The sequence below is a fragment of the Methanobrevibacter sp. YE315 genome, from assembly GCF_001548675.1.
Classification (GTDB): Archaea; Methanobacteriota; Methanobacteria; order Methanobacteriales; family Methanobacteriaceae; genus Methanocatella.
Window position 1 is genome coordinate 1,883,546 of the sequence record NZ_CP010834.1, and the last position, 26,440, is coordinate 1,909,985.

The 26,440-nt window shown below is 35.2% G+C and carries 26 protein-coding genes and 5 tRNA genes; 7 read left to right on the forward strand and 24 right to left on the reverse strand.

Annotated elements, in window-relative coordinates; translation table 11 throughout:
* Window positions 1-7 precede the first annotated feature (7 nt).
* From rpoA2 to TL18_RS08755, 10 genes are all read right to left on the reverse strand, one after another.
* A complete protein-coding gene (rpoA2, locus tag TL18_RS08710) occupies window positions 8-1,201 on the reverse strand; it encodes a DNA-directed RNA polymerase subunit A'' (RefSeq protein ID WP_082706452.1) in 1,194 nt (397 codons plus the stop codon).
* An 8-nt stretch (window positions 1,202-1,209) separates the two neighbouring features.
* Complete coding sequence (locus TL18_RS08715; RefSeq protein WP_067044349.1) at window positions 1,210-3,975, reverse strand: DNA-directed RNA polymerase subunit A'; 2,766 nt, start codon at window positions 3,973-3,975, stop codon at window positions 1,210-1,212.
* Between the two features lie 26 nt (window positions 3,976-4,001).
* Complete coding sequence (gene rpoB, locus TL18_RS08720) at window positions 4,002-5,807, reverse strand: DNA-directed RNA polymerase subunit B (RefSeq protein WP_067044351.1); 1,806 nt, start codon at window positions 5,805-5,807, stop codon at window positions 4,002-4,004.
* Between the two features lie 20 nt (window positions 5,808-5,827).
* Window positions 5,828-7,372 (reverse strand): DNA-directed RNA polymerase subunit B'', encoded by a 1,545-nt coding sequence (locus tag TL18_RS08725; RefSeq protein WP_067044354.1) that lies wholly within the window; start codon window positions 7,370-7,372, stop codon window positions 5,828-5,830.
* Window positions 7,373-7,616: 244 nt separating this feature from the next.
* Window positions 7,617-7,850 carry a DNA-directed RNA polymerase subunit H gene (locus tag TL18_RS08730; RefSeq protein WP_067044358.1) on the reverse strand — a complete coding sequence of 78 codons (234 nt, stop codon included), beginning with the start codon at window positions 7,848-7,850 and terminating at the stop codon, window positions 7,617-7,619.
* 42 nt (window positions 7,851-7,892) lie between these two features.
* A tRNA-Lys gene (locus TL18_RS08735) sits at window positions 7,893-7,966 on the reverse strand.
* Between the two features lie 28 nt (window positions 7,967-7,994).
* A tRNA-Asp gene (locus TL18_RS08740) sits at window positions 7,995-8,066 on the reverse strand.
* 118 nt (window positions 8,067-8,184) lie between these two features.
* Window positions 8,185-8,258, reverse strand: a tRNA-Tyr gene (locus TL18_RS08745).
* A gap of 4 nt (window positions 8,259-8,262) precedes the next feature.
* A tRNA-Pro gene (locus TL18_RS08750) sits at window positions 8,263-8,337 on the reverse strand.
* 115 nt (window positions 8,338-8,452) lie between these two features.
* Window positions 8,453-8,526: transfer RNA gene (locus TL18_RS08755), tRNA-Thr, on the reverse strand.
* Window positions 8,527-8,642: 116 nt separating this feature from the next.
* On the opposite strand from TL18_RS08755, the gene thiM reads away from it, so the two are divergent.
* Both thiM and thiE read left to right on the forward strand, forming a co-directional pair.
* Entirely contained in the window at window positions 8,643-9,509 is an 867-nt protein-coding gene (gene thiM, locus TL18_RS08760) for a hydroxyethylthiazole kinase (protein ID WP_067044361.1), read from the forward strand.
* Window positions 9,506-10,126, forward strand: coding sequence for a thiamine phosphate synthase (thiE, locus tag TL18_RS08765; protein ID WP_067044364.1), 621 nt, complete (start codon window positions 9,506-9,508; stop codon window positions 10,124-10,126). Before thiM ends, thiE begins: the two co-directional genes overlap by 4 nt.
* Before the next feature lie 44 nt (window positions 10,127-10,170).
* Here the strand turns inward: thiE and TL18_RS08770 are convergent, their stop codons facing one another.
* Both TL18_RS08770 and tpiA read right to left on the reverse strand, forming a co-directional pair.
* The gene (locus tag TL18_RS08770) at window positions 10,171-11,385 is read right to left on the reverse strand and encodes a phosphoglycerate kinase (RefSeq protein ID WP_067044367.1); all 1,215 of its coding nucleotides are present in this window, start codon (window positions 11,383-11,385) and stop codon (window positions 10,171-10,173) included.
* 18 nt (window positions 11,386-11,403) lie between these two features.
* A complete protein-coding gene (gene tpiA, locus TL18_RS08775) occupies window positions 11,404-12,072 on the reverse strand; it encodes a triose-phosphate isomerase (RefSeq protein ID WP_067044371.1) in 669 nt (222 codons plus the stop codon).
* 151 nt (window positions 12,073-12,223) lie between these two features.
* Here tpiA and twy1 point away from each other — a divergent pair, with 151 nt between their 5' ends.
* Window positions 12,224-13,141, forward strand: coding sequence for a 4-demethylwyosine synthase TYW1 (gene twy1 / locus TL18_RS08780; protein WP_067044375.1), 918 nt, complete (start codon window positions 12,224-12,226; stop codon window positions 13,139-13,141).
* Here the strand turns inward: twy1 and TL18_RS08785 are convergent.
* The 6 genes from TL18_RS08785 to TL18_RS08810 are packed head-to-tail and all read right to left on the reverse strand — an operon-like array spanning window position 13,116 to window position 17,721.
* Window positions 13,116-13,778: a flavodoxin family protein gene (locus TL18_RS08785; protein WP_067044378.1), complete on the reverse strand. Its 663-nt coding sequence runs from the start codon at window positions 13,776-13,778 to the stop codon at window positions 13,116-13,118. The genes twy1 and TL18_RS08785 overlap by 26 nt on opposite strands.
* On the reverse strand, window positions 13,778-14,896 hold the full coding sequence (gene sucC / locus TL18_RS08790) for an ADP-forming succinate--CoA ligase subunit beta (protein WP_067044381.1): 1,119 nt from the start codon (window positions 14,894-14,896) through the stop codon (window positions 13,778-13,780). Before sucC ends, TL18_RS08785 begins: the two co-directional genes overlap by 1 nt.
* An 8-nt stretch (window positions 14,897-14,904) precedes the next feature.
* Window positions 14,905-15,453, reverse strand: coding sequence for a 2-oxoacid:ferredoxin oxidoreductase subunit gamma (locus tag TL18_RS08795; RefSeq protein ID WP_067044383.1), 549 nt, complete (start codon window positions 15,451-15,453; stop codon window positions 14,905-14,907).
* A gap of 9 nt (window positions 15,454-15,462) precedes the next feature.
* A complete protein-coding gene (locus tag TL18_RS08800) occupies window positions 15,463-16,326 on the reverse strand; it encodes a 2-oxoacid:ferredoxin oxidoreductase subunit beta (protein ID WP_067044387.1) in 864 nt (287 codons plus the stop codon).
* A 1-nt stretch (window position 16,327) separates the two neighbouring features.
* The gene (locus TL18_RS08805) at window positions 16,328-17,446 is read right to left on the reverse strand and encodes a 2-oxoacid:acceptor oxidoreductase subunit alpha (RefSeq protein ID WP_067044390.1); all 1,119 of its coding nucleotides are present in this window, start codon (window positions 17,444-17,446) and stop codon (window positions 16,328-16,330) included.
* Between the two features lie 8 nt (window positions 17,447-17,454).
* Window positions 17,455-17,721, reverse strand: coding sequence for a ferredoxin family protein (locus TL18_RS08810; RefSeq protein ID WP_082706485.1), 267 nt, complete (start codon window positions 17,719-17,721; stop codon window positions 17,455-17,457).
* 135 nt (window positions 17,722-17,856) lie between these two features.
* Here TL18_RS08810 and TL18_RS08815 point away from each other — a divergent pair, with 135 nt between their 5' ends.
* A complete protein-coding gene (locus TL18_RS08815) occupies window positions 17,857-18,348 on the forward strand; it encodes a fumarate hydratase C-terminal domain-containing protein (RefSeq protein ID WP_067044393.1) in 492 nt (163 codons plus the stop codon).
* Between the two features lie 9 nt (window positions 18,349-18,357).
* Here the strand turns inward: TL18_RS08815 and TL18_RS08820 are convergent, their stop codons facing one another.
* On the reverse strand, window positions 18,358-19,092 hold the full coding sequence (locus TL18_RS08820; protein ID WP_067044396.1) for a peptidylprolyl isomerase: 735 nt from the start codon (window positions 19,090-19,092) through the stop codon (window positions 18,358-18,360).
* Window positions 19,093-19,250: 158 nt separating this feature from the next.
* Here TL18_RS08820 and TL18_RS08825 point away from each other — a divergent pair, with 158 nt between their 5' ends.
* Complete coding sequence (locus TL18_RS08825) at window positions 19,251-20,345, forward strand: DUF763 domain-containing protein (protein ID WP_067044399.1); 1,095 nt, start codon at window positions 19,251-19,253, stop codon at window positions 20,343-20,345.
* Here the strand turns inward: TL18_RS08825 and TL18_RS08830 are convergent.
* The 3 genes from TL18_RS08830 to TL18_RS08840 form a co-directional block, all read right to left on the reverse strand.
* Window positions 20,342-20,881, reverse strand: a complete 540-nt coding sequence (locus tag TL18_RS08830; protein ID WP_067044402.1) for a tRNA (cytidine(56)-2'-O)-methyltransferase — start codon at window positions 20,879-20,881, stop codon at window positions 20,342-20,344. The two genes, TL18_RS08825 and TL18_RS08830, sit on opposite strands and share 4 nt — an antisense overlap.
* 245 nt (window positions 20,882-21,126) lie before the next feature.
* A complete protein-coding gene (cobS, locus tag TL18_RS08835; protein WP_067044404.1) occupies window positions 21,127-21,909 on the reverse strand; it encodes an adenosylcobinamide-GDP ribazoletransferase in 783 nt (260 codons plus the stop codon).
* A 2-nt stretch (window positions 21,910-21,911) separates the two neighbouring features.
* Window positions 21,912-22,988 carry a phosphatidylglycerophosphatase A gene (locus TL18_RS08840; protein WP_067044406.1) on the reverse strand — a complete coding sequence of 359 codons (1,077 nt, stop codon included), beginning with the start codon at window positions 22,986-22,988 and terminating at the stop codon, window positions 21,912-21,914.
* Window positions 22,989-23,052: 64 nt separating this feature from the next.
* Between TL18_RS08840 and larC the strand changes: the two genes are divergently transcribed.
* Both larC and queC read left to right on the forward strand, forming a co-directional pair.
* Complete coding sequence (larC, locus tag TL18_RS08845; RefSeq protein WP_067044408.1) at window positions 23,053-24,222, forward strand: nickel pincer cofactor biosynthesis protein LarC; 1,170 nt, start codon at window positions 23,053-23,055, stop codon at window positions 24,220-24,222.
* Window positions 24,219-24,896: a 7-cyano-7-deazaguanine synthase QueC gene (gene queC, locus TL18_RS08850; protein WP_067044409.1), complete on the forward strand. Its 678-nt coding sequence runs from the start codon at window positions 24,219-24,221 to the stop codon at window positions 24,894-24,896. Before larC ends, queC begins: the two co-directional genes overlap by 4 nt.
* Here queC and TL18_RS08855 read toward each other — a convergent pair.
* Both TL18_RS08855 and TL18_RS08860 read right to left on the reverse strand, forming a co-directional pair.
* A complete protein-coding gene (locus TL18_RS08855) occupies window positions 24,893-25,150 on the reverse strand; it encodes a hypothetical protein (RefSeq protein ID WP_067044410.1) in 258 nt (85 codons plus the stop codon). The two genes, queC and TL18_RS08855, sit on opposite strands and share 4 nt — an antisense overlap.
* 10 nt (window positions 25,151-25,160) lie before the next feature.
* Complete coding sequence (locus tag TL18_RS08860) at window positions 25,161-26,165, reverse strand: M48 family metallopeptidase (RefSeq protein ID WP_067044413.1); 1,005 nt, start codon at window positions 26,163-26,165, stop codon at window positions 25,161-25,163.
* Between the last annotated feature and the right edge of the window lie 275 nt (window positions 26,166-26,440).

Genomic DNA, 26,440 nt, shown 5'->3' on the forward strand with positions numbered 1-26,440 from the left:
TAGCCTCCTATTCATTTTTATAATCCATTTTGACACCGACTGAACCGGTACCAAGAGGTATTGGTTGTCCAATAATAATATTTTCGATGATACCTGTTAAATCATCTACTTCCCCACGAATACTTGCACGGAGTAAATGTTTACCAGTTTCTTCAAAAGCTGCACGGGCTAAAACACTTGATTTTTCACCACTAATACCATGTCTTCCAATAGATTTAACAACACCTTCGGAAGTCATAATATCTGCAACTAACATAATGTGTCTTACATCAACACTTAAACCTTGTTCTGAAAGAGTATTTTGAGCTTCGTTAATAATAGATTGACGAGCAGCTTCAATACCTAAAACTTCACCAATTTCATGAATGTTGTTAGTGGTAGTTCTTACATGGTCAATACCTTCCATGTCAAGAATCTCTTTGAGGTTTGACCCTTCAGTATGTATAATCCATTCTGTATCATCTTTACGAATGATAACTTTTCCTATACCTTTTATACCACTAATTTGCAAGTCACGTACTTTGTCTGCTAAAAGACGAAGTTCACGAATCACAAACTTAGAATCAGATTTAGAATCGGATTTTTGAGATGGTATAATTATTTCATCTCCATTGATTGTAGCTTTCTTGAAAGTTTTTTCAATGATTGCATTGATTTCTTCCCTATCAAGCCTTTTTTCTTCAATTTTTTTAGAATCTAAAACTGCTTCAACTTCCATGGTCCCATAGTTTAAGTTAAAGTCTGAAAGAATATCATTTATAGTACTTTTACCAATCTTGTTTGCTAAAGTTCTAACAAATTCTTCATCGTTACGTCTTTCTTCATCAAAGTAAATATCCATTGTTGGAGTAGCAATTTCTTTTCTAGCATCAACAATCTCAATAAGTCTTGGAAGACCTAAAGTTACGTTTAACTCAGTTACCCCCGCGTAGTGAAAAGTACGCATAGTCATCTGAGTACCAGGTTCTCCTACAGATTGAGCAGCTACTGTTCCAACAGCCTCGCCAGCTTCAACGTGAGCTCGGTCATAGGCCTGTTTGAGCTTCCTAATGAGTTCTTTTAATTCATCATCGGTTAACTCTCTTTGAATATATTTTTCAGCTAATTCGTCGATATAACTATCTGGAAAAGCTATATCAAGATTTTCTTCTTCGTTAAGTTGAGCAATAACCTCTTTTACTTTAATAATAACATCTTCCATAGTTACACCTACTTACCTTCCATTCCACTTTCCATTCTTATTTCACTGATAAGCTTGTCTAAGTTAGCTGGTTTACCAAAGTCAGATTTAGCTGGATCAACTCCATCTTCTCCAAACATGGTTTGGATAACATTGCCTTGGTTATCAGTTACAAGTCCGGATGGTTTAACCTGTAAATCTTGTAATGCATTAACTAATCTTCTTTGCATGTAACCTGATTGTGCTGTACGAATCGCGGTATCTACAAGACCTTCTCTTCCACCCATTGCGTGGAAGAAGAACTCAATAGGGTCAAGACCAGATTTATAACTTGAGTGTACAAATCCTTTCGCTTTAGCCCCTAACTCACCTTTCTTGAAGTGAGGTAAAGTTCTACCAAGGTATCCTCTTTCGATACGTCCACCCCTAACCGCTTGTTGTCCTACACAAGCAGTAATCTGAGTAAGGTTCAACATGGATGCTCTTGCACCTGTACGTGCCATTACTACAGAGTGGTTTTCAACAGCCATCACATGGTCATATGGATCGTCAGGAGATTGTTTACCCATGGTAAGGTAGTTTTCTGCAATACTACCAGACATGTCCCTAGCTTCCCCGAGAACTTGCATGATTCTCATCTCTAAAGTCTCTTCGAGACTTCTACCAGGTAAAGCTTGGAGATATCCTTCTTCATAAGATTCTACAAGTTTATCTACTTCATCCATTTTCTTTTCTAAGTGCTCATTAATACGGGCTTGAGCTTCTTCCGGAATTTCTTCATCATTTAAAGAAGTAGTAATTCCGGTTTTCATGATTCCACAGATAGCTAAATCAGTGGAACGGTCTAAGAATTCTTTTGCTCTTCCAGGACCGTATTCTTTAACAATTTTATCTAAAATTTTACCTGAGAATGAACCATAAGCAGATTCATCAATTACCCCTTGCACAAGAATACCGTTTTTAATAACAACAGTAGCATCTTCTTCAGGATATACAACAGGACATTTAGAAATTTCAGCACTGTAAGATAAGTTTAAGTCATTAGGTAATAATAAAGAGAACAATTCTTTACCAGTCCATTTCTCACCTTTTTCTTTATAAATATAAGTTTCTTCACCATAATCAGGGTCATCTTTTAAAATCCATTGGCCTGATTTGAATGTTGGTATTTTTAAGTGAGATTTTCTGATAATCTGTAAAGCTTGTTCTTCAGTGAATTCAACACCGTCACGGGTTAAAAGGTATGCACCTGAAATGTGGTCGTGAATAGCACCGATAATTGGTCCACCGAACCTTGGGGATAAGATGTGTTCTTGAACACGCATTAATGATTTAGCTTCTGCACGAGATTCGTCAGTTTGGAATACGTGCATGTTCATTTCGTCTCCATCGAAATCCGCATTGTATGGAGGACATACACATAAGTTTAATCTGAAAGTTTTGTAAGGTAAAACTCTTACTTCGTGTGCCATCATACTCATTCTGTGAAGAGAAGGTTGACGATTGAATAGAACCATATCTCCATCTTTTAAATGTCTTTCGATGATGAAACCAGGTTCTAACTGTTCTAAGATTAACTCTTTAGTTTCTTCAGTGCGTACTCTGATTTTTCTTCCGTCTTTTCTGATTACATAGTTTGCACCAGGGTGAACATCAGGACCATTGATGATATATTGTTTCATTTCCTCGATGTTCCATTCATTTACATAAACCGGCACGGTTACTTCTTTTGCAATCATTTCAGGAACTCCGACCTCATTAATACTAATGTTCGGGTCAGGAGAAATTACTGTACGAGCTGAAAAGTTAACCCTTTTACCTGAAAGGTTAGAACGGAACCTTCCTTCTTTTCCTTTTAACCTTTGGGTTAAGGTTTTGAGTGGTCTTCCTGATCTGTGTCTTGCAGGTGGAACACCACTTGCCTCATTATCAAAGTAAGTTGTAACGTGATATTGTAATAATTCCCATAAGTCTTCAACGATTAATTGAGGAGCTCCAGCTTCCATGTTTTCTAACAATCTTTGGTTGATACGTAAAATATCAACTAATTTGTGAGTTAAATCGTCTTCAGATCTTTCACCAGTATCCAATGTAATGGATGGTCTTACAGTTACTGGAGGAACAGGCAATACTGTTAATACTAACCATTCTGGTCTTGCCACTTTAGGGTTTACACCTAAAACAAAAGAATCTTCATCAGTGATTCTTTCAAGTCTTTCACGAACTTCAGAAGCTGTTAATTTGTAATCTCCTTGACGGATAGTAACTGGTTTATCTAAACTAATAGCTTCTTGAGGTGCACCACAATGAGGACAGCAGTATTTCATATCAACTTCTTCATCCTCTTCAGGCATTGTTTTTAATTCCCTTTTAGCAACTCTGTAAACTTCTTTTAAGATATTATTAAGGCTTTCTTTGTTATCCATAGCTTCGTTGATTTTTTCAGTGAAATATGCTATTTGGTCATCATTTAAAAGAACACGACCACAATCATTACAAGTGGAACGTAAAATCTTGTGAATAACATCACCAAAACCAATATGAATAACAGGCCTTGCGAGTTCAATACTACCAAAATGTCCTTGACAGTCCCCACCTCTGAAACCACAAGTTCTACATACTAAACTTGGGTCAATAACACCTAAACGAGGATCCATTAAACCTTTTTCAATAGGGAAACCATCATCCTCATAGGTATCTGGAGTTTCAACAGTCACAACAGACATAGCACGAATATCTTCAGGAGACATTAGCCCAAAGTTAATTTGATTAATTTTTTTGATAAATCCTTTCAATGTATTGGCTCCTTTAATAACTGTAATTATGCTTTGTCTCCTAAAATTAATTTAGGGAAAATACATAAACTCTTAAGTTCGTCTAATAATAATTTAAATGCGTATGATATTTCAACTGGATATGTTTCTACATCTCCACAAATTGGACAGTATCTTTTATTTCTATTCTTATCATATACAGCTAACATACCACAATTTTCACATACAATTGCTTCATACTTGTCAGACTCATCAAGAAGTCTTTCTTTTAAGGTTAAAGCAGCACCATGTGCAATAAGGCAGTCTCTTTCCATTTCTCCGAATCTTAAACCACCTTCACGTGCCCTACCTTCAGTAGGTTGACGAGTAAGCACTTGTACAGGACCTCTTGAACGAGCGTAAACTTTATCAGTAGTCATGTGGTGTAATTTTTGATAATATGCAACACCAATGAAAATCTCAGCATCTAACCTTTCACCGGTTACACCACTATATAAGGATTCACATCCTGCAGATTCAAATCCATTGTCAAGAAGTTGCTGTTTGATTTCATCTTCAAGATCTTGGTTGAATGGAGTTGCGTCAACACGTTCCCCTTCAAGACAACCTGCTTTACCTGCAACCATTTCAAGCACCTGACCAATAGACATCCTGGATGGAATCGCATGAGGATTAACTATTAAATCTGGAACTACACCAAATTCTGTGAATGGAACATCTTCAGGAGATAATATTAAACCGACAACCCCTTTCTGACCGTGTCTTGATGCGAATTTGTCACCAAATTCAGGTTGTCTGGTATCTCTTACTCTGATTTTAGCCAATCTTGAACCTTCCACAGTTTCGGATAAAAGTACTGCATCAACAATACCTTTTTCTCCGTGTCTTACGGTTACAGAAGTTTCTCTTCTTCTATCAGCAACAGTACCGAAATCTTCTTCTAAGAATCTTGGTGGTGAAGTTTTACCAATCAATACATCACCAGATTCCACATAGGATTCCGGATTTACAACACCATCATCGTCTAAGTTTCTGTAAGCTTCTTCTGATCTGTACCCTTTAATGTTCTTATCAGGCACTTCAAACTTATCAACTTGACCTCCAGCATATCTTTTTTCTGAAGTGTCGTAAGCTCTGAAGAAAGATGATCTTGCCAATCCTCTTTCTAATGCTGCTTTGTTAATAACCATTGCGTCTTCCATGTTATATCCTTCATAAGACATTAACGCAACTACAAAGTTTTGACCAGATGGTCTTAAATCATAATTAGTTGAATCGATAATACGTGTTTTAACGATTGGAGTTTGAGGATGATGTAATAAATGAGCTCTGGTATCAGTACGTAATGCATAATTGGAAACATATAATCCTAAAGCTTGTTTTGTCATACCTGCTTCCATGGTATTCCTTGGAGAAGAGTTGTGGTCAGAGAATGGAATAATTCCGGCACAAATTCCAAGCATAGTAGCAGGGTCAATTTCTAAATGAGTATGTTCCTCATTTACTTCAGCTAAGGACATTGCGATATATGAATTTTCTTCTTCTTCAGCATCCAAATATTCAATGAGACCGTTGTTAATTAAATCATCCCATTTATATTTGCCATTAGCTATTTTATTTAAATGTTCTTCCTTAAGGAGAGGAACTCCATCTTTAACAATGATTAATGGCCTTCTTGCTCTACCAGGATCGTTAAATATGTAAATCTCATTATTATCTTCGTAATAAGTAATATTCATTTCATGAGAGATTTCACCGTTTCTTCTTTTTTCTCTCATTTCTTGGGTAAAAGATACAGGATCTTCACAAGACCCTAAAAGTTCACCGTTTATATAAATTTTAGATTTCTGCAAAAAATTTCCCTCCTAAGTAACTAATCAACTAATACACCCATGCTTTCAATAACATCTTTAATTTCTTGTTCATCAGAACCTTCGGAAATATTACACAATAAAGCTAAGTTCTTTACCAAACCACAGTTAGGTCCCTCAGGAGTTTCGTTTGGACATATTTTACCAAATTGAGTTGGGTGCAAATCTCTTGCTTCAAAGTGAGGTTGGCTTCTAGTCAATGGAGATACAACACGTCTTAAATGAGAAAGGGTTCCCATGTAACTAGTCCTATCTAATAATTGGCTTACACCAGCTCTTCCACCAACCCAGTTTCCAGTAGCGATAGCATGTTTGATATTTTCAGTTAAAACATCACTACGAACAGCTTGTTTAATGGAAAGTTCTTTACCACGTGAAAGACTTCTTTCAAGTTGATAGCTCATATCTCTTGTCAAGTTAGTGAAAGCTACTCTGAATAAATCTTCCATTAAGTCTCCGGATACTCTAAGTCTTTTATTAGTGTAGTGGTCCTTATCGTGAGGTTCTCTTTTTTGTTCAATAACTTCTAATAACATTTCGGTCATTTCTGCTAAATAAATCGCTTTATCGTAACATCTGTCCTCATCAGTACCCATATGAGGTAATAAATAACGATTAATAACATCTTTAGCACGTTTTAAACGATAATCTTTAGGCATGTTTTTAGCTACTCTATTTCCTATATATTTAATAGCAGCAATTTGCATGTATTCCCTTCTTTCTTCAAAGGTCATACCGTCCATTTCATTTTGGTCTAGTTTTAAAGACTCGGATGAAACCTGAAGGTCGTCTGCAACCATCATTTGGAAATTATTATCATCGGAAATTGCAGTAATAATTTCTTCATCTGTACATAAACCAAGAGCCCTTAATAAAATAACTAATGGAATTTCACCTGGAAGGTATGGGAAAGAAATTCTTAAAAACACACCGTTTTTACGAGGTTTTTTATATTCTAAAGTAATTCTAGCTCTGAAACCACTTTTGATAGAAGTAACGACTGCTTTTGCATGTCTGTCTTCAACATTATCAATACGCTCAAGAATGATTTTATTCGGAGCAATTTCTTCCATTGTCACTACAGCCCTTTCAGAACCGTTGACAATAAAGTAACCACCTAAATCTTGAGGGTCTTCATGTTTTTCAATTAATTCTTCTGGACTAAGGCCGTTGAGATGGCAAATATCAGATTTGAGCATTACTGGCAATTCACCAATATAAACTTCTTCTAAAGGATTTTCTTCTCCTTCTTCATTTAATGCCATTTCAAGATACATGTCCGCAGAATAATTTAAATTTCTAAGTCTAGCTTCAGTCGGGTCAATTTCACTACTAGAACCGTCTGCTTCTTTATTTGATGGTTTTTCAATACGTACTTTACCAGTTTTTAAAGTGTATTTACCATCATCTAAAGTAATAGGTTCAGTAATATCTATGATATTTTGAATCCTATTATTTACAAAATCATTGTATGATTTAATATGGTGATCCACTAAATCATATTTATCAAAAAATGCATCAACTAATTTCCAGTTATTCTCTGTCATGGACATCCTCCAATTACGTACGCAATAAAAATAATTAACTAAATAAAAATAATATAAAATAATTAGGATAACCCTAATATTAACCAATTCATTTAATCATTATTCTTAATTTACTCCTAACTATCTCCTTTAAGATAATTCCTCTCAAACTAAGTTCAAATATTATAATGAATTTCTAAAAAGAAAAAAATACAGAAATTATACTATAATATAAATTTCACTACTCTAAAATTATATTTAAATATCAGTCTTCTACAATCCTATAAGTTACAAATACTCCTGCAGTTTGACTTTCACGAGTAATTCTTAATACGTTACCCACTTCAGCACCTATGGCCTTTACAACAGGGTCATAAGATTTGATTTTAGGAAGATCTTTAAAATCATAATCAACATCACTAAATTCTTCAGAAATTTCTTCTTCAGTCATGATTTCATGCTTTGGTACAAGCATATGGTCTTGAATATCAATTTTCAAATTTTTTCCTCCGATAGAAAAGTTAAAATATAAAATTAGAAACAGGCCTGACGGGAATTGAACCCGCGGCCGCTTGGTTAAAAGCCAAGCGCTCTGCCAGACTGAGCTACAGGCCTATACGATATAAACATTTAAGCATTTAAGCGCCCTGGCCGGGATTTGAACCCGAGTCGCGGGCTCGACAGGCCCACATGATAGCCCCTACACCACCAGGGCAAGGAACACTTAAATAAATATACACTATCAATTACTATAATTTTAATCATATATAAATGTTTTGGAAAATTGGCATATTTTCAGAAAATACATATGATTTCAAATAAATAAATTGAAATCCCGCCTGCCGGACTTGAACCAGCAACATTTGGATCTACAGTCCAACGCTCTGCCAAATTGAGCTAAGGCGGGAAAATGGGTCCGCCCGGATTTGAACCGGAGTCTCAGGCTCCCAAAGCCCAAAGGATCGACCAAGCTACCCTACGGACCCACATACAAAAAGTATGTAGATAACATACTAATAGAAATATGTCTTAACCAATATATAAATGTTACTATAATTCAGACAATATTAAAAAAAATTCATATTAAAAATACAAATTAAAAGCCCCGGACGGGAATTGAACCCGCGACCACGAGATTACAAGTCTCGCGCTCTACCAGACTGAGCCACCGAGGCAAAAGTTGATATTATAGAACAAAATTAAATATGTTACAAGTCACTTAAATACTTTACTATAAATAAAGGAAATCAATATTAAAATATAAATATCAACAATTTTATAATTAATAATCATGACAAATGCTGAAGATGAATTACTTGGAAAAATCAATGAAACTCTAAAAAACATCAAAGAAAAGAATGCATTAACTCATTGTATAACAAATTCCGTTACTATCAACGATTGTGCAAATGCAGTTCTTGCAATTGGAGGATCTCCCTTCATGGCAGAGGATGCAGAAGAACTTGAAGAAGTTGTAACAATAGCGGATGCATTAGTAATAAACATAGGAAAATTAAGTAAGGAACAAATCAACGCCATGAAAATAAGCTGTAAAAAAGCAGATGAAACAAACACCCCTATTGTTTTAGATCCTGTTGGAGTCGGAGTAACAAAACTTAGAAATAACACAACATTAGATTTAATTAATAAGTATAATATTACTGCAATTCGAGGAAATATAAGTGAAATTAAAGCTATCGCCAAATTAGTGGGAGTTCTAGATGAAAGCAACACCGCTAAAGGTGTAGATGTCAATGCAGATGACCTCATTACAAAAGAAAATCTAAAAGCAAATGGAGAATTAATCTGCAAATTAGCCTCCAAATTAAATACAGTGATATTAGCCAGCGGCCCTATTGATATCTTAACAGATGGCGAAACTACAATAGCTATCGATAACGGAGATGATATGATGCCTTTAATAACTGGCAGCGGCTGTATGCTATCATCAATAGTCGGAAGCTGCATTGGGGGTTCAACACCATTAGAAGGAACTCTTGTGGCAATTTTGGCAATGACCATTGCTGGTGAAAAAGCAAGAGCGAAAGTGGAAGAAAATGACGAAGGAACAGGTTCATTCAGAACTTACCTAATTGATTATCTTTACAAAACCGACAGTGAAACTTTAATAAATGAATCAAACATTATGATATTATGAAAGACATAGATTTATCCCTTTATCTCGTTACTGACAAAAGTGACGATGTAGACAAATTCTTAAAAACAATTGAAGAAGCAATAAAAGGCGGAGTAAGCGTTGTACAAATCAGAGAAAAGACAGCGGAGACTTTAGACTTTTATAATTTAGCATTAAAGGTAAAAGAAATTACAACAAAATATGATGTCCCGTTAATAATCAATGACAGGGTTGATGTGGCATTAGCAATCGATGCAGATGGAGTCCATGTCGGACAGTCCGACATGCCATGCGACGTTACAAGAAAATTAATAGGGCATGATAAAATTTTAGGCGTTTCTGCAGCCACCATCAAAGAAGCTAAAAAAGCTCAGGAAGATGGGGCTGACTATATAGGAACTGGAGCAGTATTTCCAACTGCAACTAAAGATGATGCTCCTAAAATTACAAAAAAAGATCTAAAAGAAATTGTTGATTCAATTGAAATTCCAGTTGTGGCAATCGGGGGAATTACATTGGATAATGCTTCTGAATTACTGGATACTGGAATTGCAGGATTATCTGTTGTAAGTGCAATAATGAGTTCCGATAATCCGAAAAAATCATCCGAAGAGCTATTAAAAATATTTAATAGCTAATTATTATTTTTTTAAAATAAAAAAAAAGATAAAAAAGTAAGAAATTACTTTTTACTATTTTTCAAAGCTTCTACAGCAGCTAACTTTTTACCGGCAAGCATGCTAATACAAGCTCCACCACCACTACTTAAATGTCCCATTTGATCTTCTAGGCCAAGACCGGCGGTAGCAGCAGCAATATGCCCTCCTCCGATTAATGTAAAACCTTCGGAGTTTGCCATTGCATTGATTAAATCTTCTGTTCCCATTGCAAATTTAGGATCTTCAAATACTCCGGCAGGACCATTGGCAAATATGTATTTAGCATCCCTAATCTCATTTGCATACATTGCAATTGTATTGACACCAATATCAAAAATAGCTTCATTAGGAATTTCACCAACATCAATATCTACACGTTCACCGTCGATTTCACATGCAACATCAATAGGATATTTAACCTTGTCTCCAAATCTTTCAATGAGATCTTTTGATTTTTCAACCATGTCTGCATAACCCTTATTGGTAATGAATTCACGATTGACTTCACCTATATCTGCACCTGAAGCCCATAAAACAATGTTTCCAACAATACCTGTGGTTAAAATAGAATCTGCAGTTCCATTGCTTAAAACATTTTCCATTACATCAATTGAATCATCAGGTTTCATTCCACCAAGCAAAAATACGCAAGGATGTTCAACATCATCCAATGCACTTTGAATAACTGTCAATTCTTTTTCCATGACACGGCCGGCGGCGGAAGGAGTATCTACTGTAAAACCCACTAAGGAAGCCTGAGACCTGTGGGCCGCTGCAAATGCATCATTAACAAAGTAATCAACAAATGGAGACAAGTTTCTTACAAGCAATGTTTTAGATTGCTCTTCCGGAGTTCTGGAAAGTGATTCTTCTGAAAAGAAACGTGCATTTTCGAGTAAAAGAATTTCATGTGGTTTTAAGGATTGGATTGCCTCTTTTGCAGAATTAGAAAATAGTGAATCAATATATTTCACTCTTAAATTTAAAATATCTGATAATGCTTCGGCATGTTGTGATAAAGTTGTAAAATCATTTTTTCCAGGACGGCTTTGATGCGCAAGAAGAACTACTTTAGCCCCTTTAACAGATAATTCTTTAATTGTTTGAGCATGTAACTTTAATCTGGTATCATCTAAAATAAGTCCAGAACTAGGATCTACCGGTGAGTTAATATCAACTCTAACAAGCACTGTTTTATTTTCAACATCAAAATCATCAATTGTATTAAATTCCGCCATATTCTCACTCAGAAACGTTTATAATTTGCTTACTAAATCAAGTAATGCGTCTTTTGGACTTTCTGCCTTAATGATTCCGGATGCAAGCAACACTCCATCAGCACCCAAATCCATAGCAGCTTTCATATCATCACCAGTTGTAATTCCCGCACCGCATAAAACTTTAACTTTTTTACTGATTTCCTTAACTTCTTTAACAGTGTCTTCAACAACTTCCGGTTGAGCTTGGGATACTGGTATTCCTGTACCAATAAGTTCAGGAGGTTCAACTGCCACTGCAGTAGGTGCAAGAGTGGCGACCGCTTTTGAAGTTTCAATATTATTTGTACATACGCAAGATTCGATTTCATTTGCCTTGCATTGTTTAATCACTTCATCAATATCGGCCAATTTCATTCTATTTTCTGAATGATTAATTAATGAACCGCTTATTCCTGCATCGATTAATGTATTAATTAGGTTAGAACCTGTATGTCCTCCTGGAGAGATTGGATCAATATGCTGTGCAAAAATAGGAAGAGATGTTTCTTCGCTAATTCTATAAATATCTGCTGCCTGAGGAGCTGCAACCATTGTAATTCCAGATTCGCTAGCAGCACTTTCCAAGTCATGTGCAAGTTCTAAAGCGTTTATACCACTTGATTCTAAATAAGTTTTATAATTCAATATCACAATTGGTGTGTCCATAATAATCCCACAAATCACTCTTTAATTATATTATTTGAATAACATTATTAAATAAATTTTTGATTAAAACTGATAAGAACTCGATTTTTGCCTAATACATTTCTGATAAAAATATGTATATATCATCAAAATCAAAATTTTAAATGGTTTTATGTCATTCAATAAAAATCAAATAGCAAAACTGGAAAAAAGCGGATATAGGTTTGTGGGCAAACACGGTCATGCTGCAGTTAAAACCTGCCATTGGACTCGGCAAAGTATTGTAGACAAGGGAGTTTGCTATAAAGAAAAATTCTATGGTATTCAATCACATAGATGTCTCCAGATGTCCCCTGCAGTCCCAAATTGCCAACAGGAATGCGAATTCTGTTGGAGGGATTTGACATATACCCAAACAACATGGGAAGATGAGGAATATGATGACCCAAAAACCATAGTCGACGAAGCCATTAAAGCTCAAAACAATTTGTTATGTGGTTTTTATGGAAACAGCAAAGCAAACAGAAAGAAATTGGAGGAACTTAAAAACCCGACCAATGCCGCTATTTCGCTTGCTGGAGAACCTACCCTTTATCCTAAAATCGATGAACTGATTGGGGAATTTAACAGAAGGGATTTTACAACATTCGTGGTGAGCAATGGCCAATGTGTGGACAGGCTAAGAAACCTTGAAAATGATCCATACCAGTTATATCTTTCCTTGGATGCTCCAAGTGAGAAAATATTTAATAATGTATGCAGGCCAAGAATAGACAATGCCTGGAACAATTTAAACGAATCACTTGAAACATTAGCTAGTTTTAACTCCCGCACATGTATAAGGAATACCTGTGTTCGTGGAAAGAATATGGAAAATCCCGAAGGTTATGCCAAATTAATTGAAAAAGCAGACCCTGATTTTGTAGAAGTTAAAGCATATATGTGCGTTGGTTCATCTCGCGAAAGGCTAACTATGGACAATATGCCTTTATTTGATGAGGTTAAGGAATTTGCAAAAAAAATAGGTGAAGGGTGTGGCAAAGAAATAGTCAATGAATCTGAAATCAGTCGTGTTGTTCTGCTTGAATAGCTATTTTTTTACCAATTTCAAATGCACTTTCTAAATCTTTAGGAAAACGAGTTTTTCGAATTTGTCTTCTTTCTTTTTCATCGAAAGCATCTGAAACATATTTTGAATAGTCCTTGAATTGATAAGTCTCATAAACATATAAATGTTCGGGTTTGGTAAATACCATGCTTAAACCCATTTCAAAGTGATTATGAAGGTCATGATAACCAATTTGATGTGAAACTTCTTCAGATGCATTCATGGTGTAAATGTAAGCTATCGGCATTTTCTTATGTTCAACAGTTTCAATTTTACTATAAGCAACAAATGGAAACATGAATCTTTCCAAAAAGCATCTCATATTTCCAGTTACATCACTAAAGTAAATTGGTGAACCTAATATAACGCCATCAGCTTCAACAATTTCATCTAGAATAGGTTTTAAATCATCATTTTGAACACATCTGCCATAATGCTTCCCGTTGACTATTTTACATGCAAAGCAACTCTTACAGCCATGAAACGGAAAATCATATAGGTTAATCCTTTCTGCATCTGCATCGGGAAATACTGATTTAACGCCTTCCAAAGCTTTATCCAAAAGCTGTGCTGTATTACATTTAGGTCTTGGAGAACCATTAATAGCAAAAAATTTCATTATTTACCTGCTGCTTTTAATTCATTACAAAGATCAACTGCCTTTTTAGCGGCTTTTTCCATGGAAGTTTCATATGGGATTCCAGCTTCTTCCAATATTCTTTGGCCTTCCGCTTCATTAGTACCAGTTAATCTGATTACAATAGGAACATCACGTTCAACGTTTTCTAAAGCTTTAATAACACCACGAGCAACGTCATCTGCTTTAGTGATTCCTCCTAAAACGTTTAGGAAAACCACTTTAACACGTTCATAGTTCAATACGATACTTAAAGCTTGGTTAATGATATGCTCGGAAGCTCCACCACCGATATCTAGGAATGTTGCTGGTTCGCCACCATTAAGTTTAATCATGTCCATAGCAGTTAGAGTCAAACCTGCACCATTACCGATAACAGCAATATCACCGTCCAATTGAACAAAGTCCACTGCTTTTTTCTTATAGTGCATTCTTTCAACTAATTCCTGATGTCTGAATAATGAATCGTTTTCAACAACCATTTTAGCATCAGCCGCAATTAATCCTTTTGGAGTTAAAACCAATGGGTTTATCTCCGCGGTATCAGCATCATATTTGGTAAATACGTTATATAATTTCCAGATAATGTCTCCCATTGGAGAAATCAATTCAGACGGCACTTCCATTTTACGTGCAACTTCACGTGCTTCATAAGGTAAGAATTCAAGTAAAGGATTTGGATAATATTTAATAATCTTTTCCGGGTTGGTTTTAGCTAGGTTTTCAATTTCAACTCCACCCTCTTTACTTGCAATAATAACCGGTCTTCTAGCGCCTCTATCAACAGAAACGGTTATGAAAAATTCATGCAAGATTTCGGCTTTTTCTTCAACCAACAAGTGTTTTACTTTTTCGCCTTTAATTTCCATTCCTAAAATTTCTTCAGAAACTTTCAATGCTTCACCAGGGTTGTTTGCGAATTTTACACCACCTGCTTTACCTCTTCCACCGGTTAAAACCTGTGCTTTAATAACGACAGGGACGCCCATTTCTGAAGAAATCGCCATTGCTTCTTCAGGATAATTAGCAACGTGACCTTCTAAAATTGGAATTCCTTCATCATGAAAAATTGTTTTTGCTACATTTTCAAAAAATCTCATTTTAACACCTATTCCCCTAGAGCATATCCTGCTTCAAAAGCGCTGATGTTTTTCTCTTCAGTTCCTTTAGGAACGCTGACTTCAATAGCTTTGACAGCTGCTTCTTTGGATATGACACCAGTAATTTTTGTAATAGCTCCAACCATAACAATATTCGCTACAATTTTAAGACCAATTTCCTCAATAGCTGTTTTGGTTGCAGGAGCTTCATAAACCTTAATATTGTGTTCATCTATAAATTCCCTAACATCTTCCACATCAGTTGTTCCGGGATCAACAATTAAAGTTCCATTGTCCTTTAAATCCACAATATATTTAATTAGAGCCTCATTAGACATAGCAACTAAAATATCTGGACTTTGAACTTTTGGATAATCAACTTGTGTATCACTAATAACAACTTCACATTTAGAAGCTCCACCACGAGCTTCAGGACCATAAGATTGGGTTTGAACAGCTTCTTTACCGTCAAAAAGGCTTGCAGATTTACCTAAAATAATACCTGCAAGAATAATTCCCTGACCTCCAAATCCACAAATTCTAATTTCAGTTCTCATTTTATCCACCTATAGCTCTGTTTCATATGCAGAATTGATAAGAGTTTTCTTACCGAATTTTTCCACACTTATTTTGTCAATATTTTCTGTGAATTCATCTTTTTGAGTATTGGCAAATTCGCCAACTACAATTTTTCCTTCTAATTCTTTTGGTTTCATCCTATCTGCAGCGGATTTGAACACTGTATTTGCTTTCATGACAGCTGCCATTGCAGTAGGAGTTTTAAGCTTGTTTTTACGACCAAAGTAAGTTGGACATTGGGTTGCAACCTCAATAAATGAAAATCCAGGGTTTTGCAATCCTGCTTTGATTGAAAGCACTAAATTTTCAATTTGGACTGTGGTCCATCTTGCGGAGTAAGTTGCACCTGCAGCCGCAACGAGTTCGGCCAAGTTAAATGGATTATCAAGATTACCATATGGGGCGGTTGTTCCGAAACTGCCCTTAGGAGATGTAGGGCTTATCTGACCACCAGTCATACCATAAATATTATTATTGATACAGATTACAGTAAGATTAATATTTCTTCTAGCTGCATGAATTAAATGATTGCCCCCAATAGAAGCCGCATCACCGTCACCAGTAAACACAACAACATCCAAATCTTTATTGGCTGTTTTAAGACCGGTTGCAAAACTTAATGCCCTTCCGTGAGTGGTGTGCAATGAGTCACATTTCAGATAACCCGGAATTCTTGAAGAACAGCCGATTCCAGAAACCATTGCAATATTATCGAAATCCATTTCCGCTTTTTCCATAGCTGCCAAGAATGCATTGATTATTGCACCATTCCCACAACCTGGACAGAAAATATGAGGCAATCTGTCTTCTCTTAAATAAGGGAGAAATCTATTTTGTTTAGCATCAGACATTTTAGTTTCCTCCTATTTCATCAATTTTTTCTAAAATCTCATCAGGAGTTGGTAATAATCCTCCAATAACCCCTAATAAATGAACATTTTTATCTTTAACTACACGGTCAACTTCATAATACATTTGGCCCAGATTCATTTCTACAACAAGCACATCGCTTGCATTTGCGGTTAATTCTTGGATTTGTTCATCTGGGAAAGGCCATGGAGTATCAATTTTGATATAACCCACTTTCTTATCTGTTTTGTTCACTGCTTCAACAACAGATCTGACCGGAGCGCCGTAAGAGACAATTATGATATCTGCATCTTCACAGTTTTCACTTCTGAGAGAACAGATTTTATCTTTATTGTTTAAGACTTTATCGCAAATTCTTTGAACAAGATTATGATGAGTTTCAGGGTTGTTAGTGTCAGGATAACCTCTTTCATCGTGAGTTAACCCGGTTACATGTATATTGAATCCATCACCAAATGCTGGCATTGGAGTAGTTCCATTTTCGATATTTTCAAACGGCAAGTAATCATCATTTTTTTCAGGTCTTTTTCTTGCAACAATATCAATATTGTCCTCAATGACTATTTTTTCTCTCATATGACCTATAACCTCGTCAGCCATGACGAAAACAGGAACTCTATATTCTTCAGCTAAATTAAATGCCTTAACTGTAAAATCAAAGAACTCTTGGACACTTGAAGGAGATAATGCTATTGGCTCATAATCCCCGTGTGAACCCCAACGGGCTTGCATCATATCACCTTGCGCAGCCATAGTTGGTTGAGCGGTAGAAGGGGAACCTCTTTGAACATCTACGACAACTATTGGAGTTTCACTCATGAATGCATAACCTATATTTTCTTGCATTAATGATATACCTGGGCCGGAGGTTGCTGTCATTGCTTTAGCTCCACCCCATGAAGCTCCAATAATAGCTCCGGCAGAAGCAATTTCATCTTCCATTTGAACAAATGACCCTCCAACTTTCGGTAATTCACGAGCTAAAGTTTCTGCAACTTCTGTAGATGGGGTGATTGGATAACCTGCAAAGAATCTGCAACCTGCAGCTATTGCTCCTTTAGCACATGCTTCATTTCCTTGAATAAATAATTCTTCAGCCATTTTAACACCTACTTTTCCCCTTTTGTGAAATTAGGATTAAAGTTAATATCTTTCTCATTGTTCATCCACCAGTTTTCAGGCAAATCAACAGTAATCGCTTGATCCGGACATGCGATTTCGCAAGTGCCGCATTTAGTACATCTTTCCTCGAATTTAGTGAAAGGCAATTGTACTCCTTTTTTGTTAATTTCAGGAGATATAGCATATACATTCTTGTAACACATAAATAAGCAAAGATGACATCCTTTACACAAATTTTCATCAATAATAATCAATTTATAATCTCCTAATACTTCTTGATAAATTAAGCTAGAATGTGTAGTATATTTGTTAATAAACATTTAAATATCTTATTAAAAATCTTGACAAATTCAAAAAATTTTAAAATTATTAAAAAGAAATAATAACTCATGAAGCATTTAACTACACCCATCCATGATGATGATTTATCCGACATCGATGTAGGAGATCAAATCACAATTTCGGGAACAATATATACCGGTCGCGATGCGGCACTTCCACAACTTGTTAACCTGATTGAGAAAAATGAAGTTCCCTTTGATTTGAAAGGTGCAGTGATTATGCATACTGCTTTCAGCGAAGCTGGAATAGCCCCGACAACAAGCAACAAAGAAGAAATTGAGTCAACAATACCTGAACTGAGCAAGTCCGGCGTTAAGATTCATATTGGAAAAGGAATGTTGAGTGATGAAACCGCACAGTCCTTAAATGAAAACAATTCTATTTTTGTTATAACACCGCCCGTTGCAGCATTACTCACAAGCAAAGTTTTAGAAAAAAAGTGTGTTTTATTTGAGCATGAAGGCATGGAAGCCATGTTTGAATTAAAAGTAGAAAATATCCCTGGGATTGTTGCAATCCACAGAGGAAAAAAAATTTAAGAAGAAGAATTATTCTTCATCTTCTTCATCAGCAGATTCTTCTCTTTTTTCGAATTCATCAACGAAATTGACTTTAGTAATTTCATCAATGTTATCCCAAATGTCTTTAGCTATTCTGAATCTTGCAAAGGTAATGTCCATGTAAGATTGTTGGTCGAATTTGGACATTTCATCTAATTTAATGTTTGCAACACCATCAGCAATATCAATTTCAGTCTTTTCTATATCAACATTTGGATTAGAATAATGTAACTCAATCATACTTTTGATTTTATCTGCTTCATCTTCGATAATTTCAGTTACTTCAACATCATAGACTAAGTCTTTTCCTGCTAATTCATGATTGAAATCTACTTTTACTCTTCCACCGTTTACGGTTAAGATTTTACCTGTTTGGCCTTCAGCAGTGATTTTCATACCAGGGAAAGGAGTCATGCCTTGTTTTTTGAATTCTTTCATAGGCACTAATTGAATCATTTTTGGATTTCTTGGACCGAATGCATTATCTGAGTCCACTTCAACATGTTTGGTTTCACCTTCTTCTAAACCGGTGATAGCTTCTTCAATAGCAGGCAATAAATGGTTTCCACCTACAACAATAGGGATTGGTTTGTAAGTTTTGTTTTCATCGAAAATTCCAGCTTCTTGTGCAATTTCATCATAAGTAGTATCGAATACTTCATCAGTTTCTTTAATTTTACCAGTAAAATTTACTCTTACAAAATCTCCGTTATCTATAGCCATAATAATTACGCTCCTTAATAATTTTGATTAAATAATTTGTTAATAAATATAACATTAATAATTTATAGTAACCATTACTTATTAAAGTTTTGTTTATAAATACTTTTCAAATGCTCTCAGTGAAAAAATAATATTAATTAAAAATAAACATATAAAACATGAAAAGAAAAGGAGTAGTAAATTTACCGCTCCATGGAGGACACCCTCCAAAATGGTTATTTACAAGAATGGTTGACTTATCAGGGGCTTTAGCATCAGTTATTATTGAAGAGTATAGTTTAGAGGAATTCTTAAATAGAATTTCAAATCCTTACTGGTTTCAGGCATTTTCTTGCGTTTTGGGTTTCGATTGGCATTCATCAGGAACTACAACAACAACACTTGGAGCCTTAAAAGCATCATTAAACCCCGAAGAACACGGAATCTATTTAACTGGAGGCAAAGGTGCGAAATCCAGGAAAACTCCCGAAGGGATACAACATGCAGGAGACATCTTTAATTTAAAAACCAAAACAACCGAAAAACTGGTTGAAACAAGCAAATTATCGGCAAAAATTGACAACTCATGTATTCAGGACGGATATACATTATACCAGCATAATTTCTTTATAAGTGAAAAGGGGGACTGGGCTGTTGTCCAACAAGGACTGAACACTGAAAACAAGTATGCCCGAAGATATCACTGGCTTGGATGTGAAGTGGAAAACTTATTGAACGACCCACATAGCGGAATATCCTGCGATAAGAAAACACCAAACACATTAAACATGTCTTCAAAAGATAGTGAAGAGGCTCAAAAAATCAGCGTTGATTTGATTAATGATAATCCAAACCATTTAAGACAATATTTCAAAAGAAAAGACAACCAACTTCTTTTAGAGGATTTCACAATGCCCCAACACCACCCTGTTTTAGATATGGATATTTCCGATAAAGAGTTTGAAATCCTGACAAAAGCATATGAGATACAACCTGAAAATTATGAAGAATTGATTTTGCTTAAAGGAATTGGTCCTAAAAAAATAAGAGCTCTTGCATTGATATCCGATTTGGTGTATGGCGAACCTGCAAGCTGGCAAGACCCTGTAAAATATAGTTTCACCCATGGGGGAAAAGACGGTTTTCCGTATCCCGTTGATAGGGAAGTTTATGATAATTCAATCCAAACAATCAGAGATGCCCTTGACCAGGCACGTATAAAAAAAGATGAAAAATTAAAAGCCATAAAAAGGTTGGATGACTTTATTTCCTAACGATTTTCATTATGAATATTAACGGTTTTTCCATGAGCAGTTGGAATTACTTCAAGCACAGGATTTTCAAATACCAAATCAAATTCCTTGCCATCCATCAACAAATGTTGAAATACTGCCAATGATGATACTTCAGAATGGGGTTGTGTTGTAACGGACACATTCCAATCAGCAGCTTTATAAACTTTTCCAGGAACTTTAGAACCGCCAACAATAATCAAGATATCAGAACCATCTTCCCTTATTTCAGGAGCTACTTCATGAGCCTGAGATCCATACATTGTTAAGTGCACTACTTTTCCACCATCAGATTTCCATTTATTAATAACACCCATGTAACTTTCACTGTACTCAATTTCAAAATCCCCTCCAAACCTTGAAGCGGTATCCCTTACATTATCCATTAATTTATTGTCCCTTTCGCCTGCAAGGTAAATCTTACTAGCTCCAAATGCGCGAGCAGTTAAACATACATGAGTTGTGATACGAGTATCCCTTTTTAATCTGTGGTCTAATCTTAAAACATTTACATTCATATTATCAGTTATTAAATTAAACTACAAAATATATAATAATTTCTCAAAATGATGAGAAACCACATGAAAAATATCAAAGGAGGTGAATTATACCATCATAAATCAAAAATATGAAATGAAACACTAAAAAAGATTTCAAAAAATCTTAAAAATGTGGTAAATCTCATCAATGCTACTTTAGAAATCAAACTATTTAAACTAATGCTTTTTAAAAGCCCAATATTGATTTTATAACATTAATTAATCTAAATAAAGTATAATGCAACCGCCATGAATAACAATGAAAACAAACGACCTACCTCATTGCTCATTCCTAAAACATCACCATTTGCTAAAACAAAGTTCCTTCTTGCTATGCTGGCTATCATAATTCCGCTAACGATGGCTCCCAAAACACCAACGACACCGACAAGACCTCCCAATAGATAAGCTATGCAAGCAACAATGAATGTTGAAGCTATATAATTAGATAAAGTAGTTTCTTTAATAAAATAGCTTCCAATTCCAGGAGTTAATGGTTTTGAAAGAAGCGCAGTAGTTAACAATGAAGTCTTTGCAGCCATTTCACAGACGATAATCCCATATATGAAATGATAATCTAAAATGTTGCATAACCCTGCAATAGTCAAGCTTGCAACTAAAAACAAAGTTGCAACACCGCCTGCACCAACTGAAGAGTCTTTCATCACTTCAATTTTACGTTCAGGTTCTCCGTGAACCATCACGCCATCAGCCATATCCATTACGCCATCCAAATGATTGTAACCTGTAATTATCATTAAAAAGGCATAAACAATTGCTGCTGTGAAAAATGGATTAAGATGAAGTAAATCCAATGATACATAACCGCAAACAGCTGCCAAAATACCGATGAACAGATGTAAAAACGGCCAGCACCAGGTCAACTTGGTCATATACTCAATTGATGTGAAAACATTAATCGGCAATATTGTTGAAAAGGTCAAAAGACCTAAAATAGATCTAATCGGTGAAAATTCTTCATCTTCAAAGTAACTATCATCTTCCATAATCATTCCTCGAATATCTTTGACATGCATCCTGCAATTAAACCTGCGAAAATATCATCAAGCATCGGCGGCAAACCGTATATGATTCCAGGTTTTGCCTCATCATATCTTTTGAAATTAAATGTCGCTTTAGTTCCTGCAATTTGATTTGCAATAGCCAATCCCAACACTTCATCAGTGTAAAGATGGGCGGGATCATCGCTTACATCAACTTCCCTAATCCTATTGCCTGACAAATCATGCTCGGTTCTCATTGCTGCAACTAAAAGCGTGATAACATTAATATCTGTTAGTGATTTAAGAATCTGGGCTTTCATCTTATCTTTTAGCTCTTGGGTAACTTCAGTGCCTTCTACAAGCTCCATTCCAGCCTCGACCAAATCACCGATTAGAATTCCTTCAGCCACAAAATAGTCTAAAATCCCGAATGTCAATTCCAATTTTTTAAACGCATCTTCCAAACTTATTTCAATGGCTTCTTCAATCCTAATTTTTAATTCATCAAAGTCAATATCATCATACTCCGCATTATTGATATCCAAGCTGTCACCCACAGATTGTGGAACATTTGACAGAACAGCTAAAAAATCATCGGTATTCAAAATATTTTGAATATGAATGGGCAAAGCCCAATTTGCAAGAGTTTTTGCTTTAATATTAGTCACTATCTTGAATATTTTAAGCAAATCTTTTGGAGACAATACCTTGTCGATGTAGACAACATGGCTTATGTTTATTCTTGCATCCATGAAACTCTTATGGGAATTAGCAACCTTCAAGTGCTCTGTAAACTCTTCTATGACGACATCATTATCCATAAACGTAAAAATGGTTAAGTCATCATAGGAATTTTTAAAATAATTCAAAGAAACATTTGCCTGTGCTATATAAGAGCCTTCAGATTGATTGAATGTTTCTGCCTTTTTTGCAAGTGATTTGAATTCGTTTTTTGCCTTTAATATATTGACATTCTCAATAATGTCAATTCCATCACTTACAGTGAAATCACTAAATGCCAAAAAATGATTTGGGTTATTAATGCAAATCCCATAATCTTTTTTGATGATATTGAATTTCATGTGATAATATATATTAATTATTTAATTTAAATTTTATATTAAAAGATTAAAAGGACTTAACATTATGACAATAATTATTGACCCACAAGGAAGTGGAATAGCTGGAAACATGTTAATCGGTGCATTAGTCGATTTGGGGGCGGATGCAGATAAATTGAAAGAAATCATGGAAAAATCAGCTATTGAATTTGGAAAAGTTAATGTCAAATTTGAAAAAATAACAAAGAAAGGAGTTTCATCCACACTTTGTCAAGTTGAAATGCTTGAAAATAAAGACCCTATAAACTACCCCGAATTTGTTGAAAAAATCCAATCATTAAACATAGATGATAAAGTTAAGGAAAAATCCCTTAAAGTATTTGAAAGAATTGCAAAAGCGGAAAGTAAAGTTCACGGGAAAACATTGAATGATATTCATTTTCATGAAGTGGGCGCTAGTGATGCAGTGGCAGATGTAATAGGTGCCATTTATGCATATTATGATTTATGCCTGAATGAACAAAAAATAATAGGGCTTCCAATAGCTGTTGGAGGTGGAAGAGTTGAAACGGATCACGGAGTTTTGCCTGTTCCTGTGCCTGCGGTTGTGGAAATTCTAAAAGGTGCGAAAATGGTTGGCGGACCTGTTGACAGTGAACTTGCAACACCAACCGGCGCTGCAATCTATATGGAAATATGTGATGAAATAAAGGAATTCATTCCAACTATAAAACCTTGCAACGTAGGCTATGGCGCTGGAAAAAAAGATTTCAATCACCCTAACGTTTTAAGAATAATGGAAAGTTCGGATATTGATGAAACAGATAGTGTCGATGTTATTGAAACAAACATAGATCATCTAACAGGGGAAGAAATCGGATATTTATTTGAAAAACTTCTGGAAAAGGGAGCAAGCGATGTTTCAATCACCCCCATAATAATGAAGAAAAATCGCCAAGGCAGCCTTTTAACAGTAATTTCAAAAAGGCAAAAAAGAGAGCAAATCATCGATTGCATTTTTAAGGAAACAGGAAGCCTTGGAATAAGAATTTCGCCAAACTTGCATAGAGGAATAGCTAAACGGGAATTTGAAAAAAATATTGTTAATATTGAAGGCAAAGAATATGAAGTCACCTATAAGATCGGATATGTGAATGGTGAGATAATATCAAAAAGACCCGAATACGAAGATTTGAAAAAAATAGCTGAAGATTTGGATTTGCCTTTGAGAAAAATCAAAGAGTTGATTAAATGAAAAAAGCCATTTCAGTCTTTTCAGGGGGCTTGGATTGTACTGTTGCAACATCCATATTCCATAATAAATATGAGATTCATGCAATAACCTTTAATTATGGTCAAAAAAGTTTCAAAAGAGAGTTAAAAGCTTCAAAAGAGATTTGCAATAAGATGAATTGGAAACATGAAGTTATTGACCTTCCTTGGTTGGCAAAAATTAGCAATTCAAGTTTAACTACTGATGAAGACATTCCTGAATTAAATGTTGAAGATTTGGACAATTTAGAAAAAAGTAAGGAAAGCGCATCTAGCGTTTGGGTTCCTGCAAGAAATACTGTTTTTACATCAATCGCATTGTCATATGCAGAAAGTATCGGGGCCGAAATCATTATTGTCGGATGGAATGGTGAAGAAGGAACAACATTCCCTGACAACTCAAAGGAATTTTTAGAAAAATTCAATGAACTGATTGATGCCGGTTCACCTGACAATATTAAAATTGAAGCACCTGCCATTGATTTGAATAAAGAGGAAATAGTGAAACTAGGAATCGAATTTGATTCTCCAATGGAATTGAGCTATTCATGCTATAAAGGGACAGATAAACAATGTGGTGTCTGCGAAAGCTGTATGAGAAGGAAACGGGCTTTCGAGAACATGGGTATAAAAGACAAAAGTGAATATGAAATCTAATCCTGTTCCAATTCTTTTAGAATATCCAATCCCTCATCAGACAACCTATAAAGGCGGCCTTTTCTGACTTCTGGATTAATGCATTCGACAACATCCTTTTCTTTCAATTGTCTCAATACATTAGATATGTGGTTAGGCAATATTCCACTATCAGAGGCTATTTCATTTGGCATTTTTGCATCTTCACCTAAAGATTTTAAAACCTTAACCCTGTATGAAGATCGATTAACATATTTATAAACATCATTTTCCATGATAAAACCCTTAAAGTTTAAATCCACAATTTATACAAAAGGAACTGTCTTTTTCAATGGAAGCTCCGCAGTTAGGACATCTTAATTCATCCACAAATTCCGATCCGCAATTTGTGCAGAATTTTGCATCGCTTTCACAGGGTGTTCCACATTTTTGACAGCGTTTAACATTTCCTTGAGGTTTATTATCATCATTTTTAGGTTTTAAACTGTTATCAATTACAGGAGATGAATAAAAGTCTTTTTGATTTTCAATTTCAACTATCAAATCATTCATAGCAGCTATTCTTTTGGAATCTGACGGGTGAGTTGAAAAAAAGTCGTGCTCATTAGAATTTTTAGCTGACATTGACTCCCAAAATGCCGGAATATGTGAAATATCATAACCTGCCCAATGGATTATCAACATTCCCAATCTATCCGCTTCAAGCTCCTGGTCTCTGCCCCATGGATTCAACAATAGATAATGTGATCCCATACTGGCAAGATTTGTAGCTGCTCTTGTTAAATTACCGATAGCACCCAGACCAAACAGGTCCATAGCAATACTTCCAACCCATGCAGCAGAAGTAATTGCATTATGAGCAGTTTGTGCACTAGCTCTTGTTCTTGAATGGTCTAAAAGTGCATGAGCCATTTCATGACCTAAAATAAAAGCAACTTTTTCTTCGGTATTCGCCACTGATAAAATGCCTGAAAACATTACAATTTTACCCCCAGGCATACAAAAAGCATTTACTGTTTTATCTGCAACCAAATGGAAATCCCAGTCATAATAATTCTCTATATAATCCAATCTCCCAATATTGGCCAAATAATTTTGAACTGCATTAATCAGATTCACTGCAACGTTTCTCACCAATTGCCCTTCGGGAGTATTATCCAATAATTGCGATTTATTAATAACTGCATAATATTCATTATATGATTGTTGGAGGAATTTATCGTCATTAACAATATCGAAATGCTTTTTTCCCGTAAATGGATTAACACCACTTCTGTCATTTTTTGCCATGATAAATTATATATTTCAAACCGTATATTAAAATTGTGTTTAAAAACCTTTTTTGACTGAAAAATAAACTAGAGCAACTAGATTAAAAATATTGATATCAGATTCATAACCATATGCTTTTAAAGCAAATACGTAAAATTGTTAAAGATATATATAACATTAAGTTTCAAATATATGATATGACAGTTTAATTTTTACCTGTTCAATCTTAAATTATATTTAATAATAAATAATTAAAATTTCTGAAAATGATTTTTAAATTTGGGCGAGTGAAT

Coding starts and splice junctions, on each gene's coding strand:
- TL18_RS08795 (WP_067044383.1), bottom strand. CDS start 15,453: ATGAGAACTGAAATTAGAATTTGTGGATTTGGAGGTCAGGGAATTATT.
- TL18_RS08840 (WP_067044406.1), bottom strand. CDS start 22,988: ATGAAATTCAATATCATCAAAAAAGATTATGGGATTTGCATTAATAAC.
- TL18_RS08785 (WP_067044378.1), bottom strand. CDS start 13,778: ATGAAATTTTTTGCTATTAATGGTTCTCCAAGACCTAAATGTAATACA.
- TL18_RS08830 (WP_067044402.1), bottom strand. CDS start 20,881: ATGAATGTAAATGTTTTAAGATTAGACCACAGATTAAAAAGGGATACT.
- tpiA (WP_067044371.1), bottom strand. CDS start 12,072: ATGGACACACCAATTGTGATATTGAATTATAAAACTTATTTAGAATCA.
- cobS (WP_067044404.1), bottom strand. CDS start 21,909: ATGGAAGATGATAGTTACTTTGAAGATGAAGAATTTTCACCGATTAGA.
- larC (WP_067044408.1), top strand. CDS start 23,053: ATGACAATAATTATTGACCCACAAGGAAGTGGAATAGCTGGAAACATG.
- TL18_RS08820 (WP_067044396.1), bottom strand. CDS start 19,092: ATGGCTATAGATAACGGAGATTTTGTAAGAGTAAATTTTACTGGTAAA.
- thiE (WP_067044364.1), top strand. CDS start 9,506: ATGAAAGACATAGATTTATCCCTTTATCTCGTTACTGACAAAAGTGAC.
- TL18_RS08825 (WP_067044399.1), top strand. CDS start 19,251: ATGAAAAGAAAAGGAGTAGTAAATTTACCGCTCCATGGAGGACACCCT.
- TL18_RS08800 (WP_067044387.1), bottom strand. CDS start 16,326: ATGTCTGATGCTAAACAAAATAGATTTCTCCCTTATTTAAGAGAAGAC.
- queC (WP_067044409.1), top strand. CDS start 24,219: ATGAAAAAAGCCATTTCAGTCTTTTCAGGGGGCTTGGATTGTACTGTT.
- TL18_RS08860 (WP_067044413.1), bottom strand. CDS start 26,165: ATGGCAAAAAATGACAGAAGTGGTGTTAATCCATTTACGGGAAAAAAG.
- TL18_RS08805 (WP_067044390.1), bottom strand. CDS start 17,446: ATGGCTGAAGAATTATTTATTCAAGGAAATGAAGCATGTGCTAAAGGA.
- TL18_RS08725 (WP_067044354.1), bottom strand. CDS start 7,372: ATGACAGAGAATAACTGGAAATTAGTTGATGCATTTTTTGATAAATAT.
- thiM (WP_067044361.1), top strand. CDS start 8,643: ATGACAAATGCTGAAGATGAATTACTTGGAAAAATCAATGAAACTCTA.
- rpoA2 (WP_082706452.1), bottom strand. CDS start 1,201: ATGGAAGATGTTATTATTAAAGTAAAAGAGGTTATTGCTCAACTTAAC.
- sucC (WP_067044381.1), bottom strand. CDS start 14,896: ATGAGATTTTTTGAAAATGTAGCAAAAACAATTTTTCATGATGAAGGA.
- twy1 (WP_067044375.1), top strand. CDS start 12,224: ATGTCATTCAATAAAAATCAAATAGCAAAACTGGAAAAAAGCGGATAT.
- TL18_RS08815 (WP_067044393.1), top strand. CDS start 17,857: ATGAAGCATTTAACTACACCCATCCATGATGATGATTTATCCGACATC.
- TL18_RS08855 (WP_067044410.1), bottom strand. CDS start 25,150: ATGGAAAATGATGTTTATAAATATGTTAATCGATCTTCATACAGGGTT.
- TL18_RS08770 (WP_067044367.1), bottom strand. CDS start 11,385: ATGGCGGAATTTAATACAATTGATGATTTTGATGTTGAAAATAAAACA.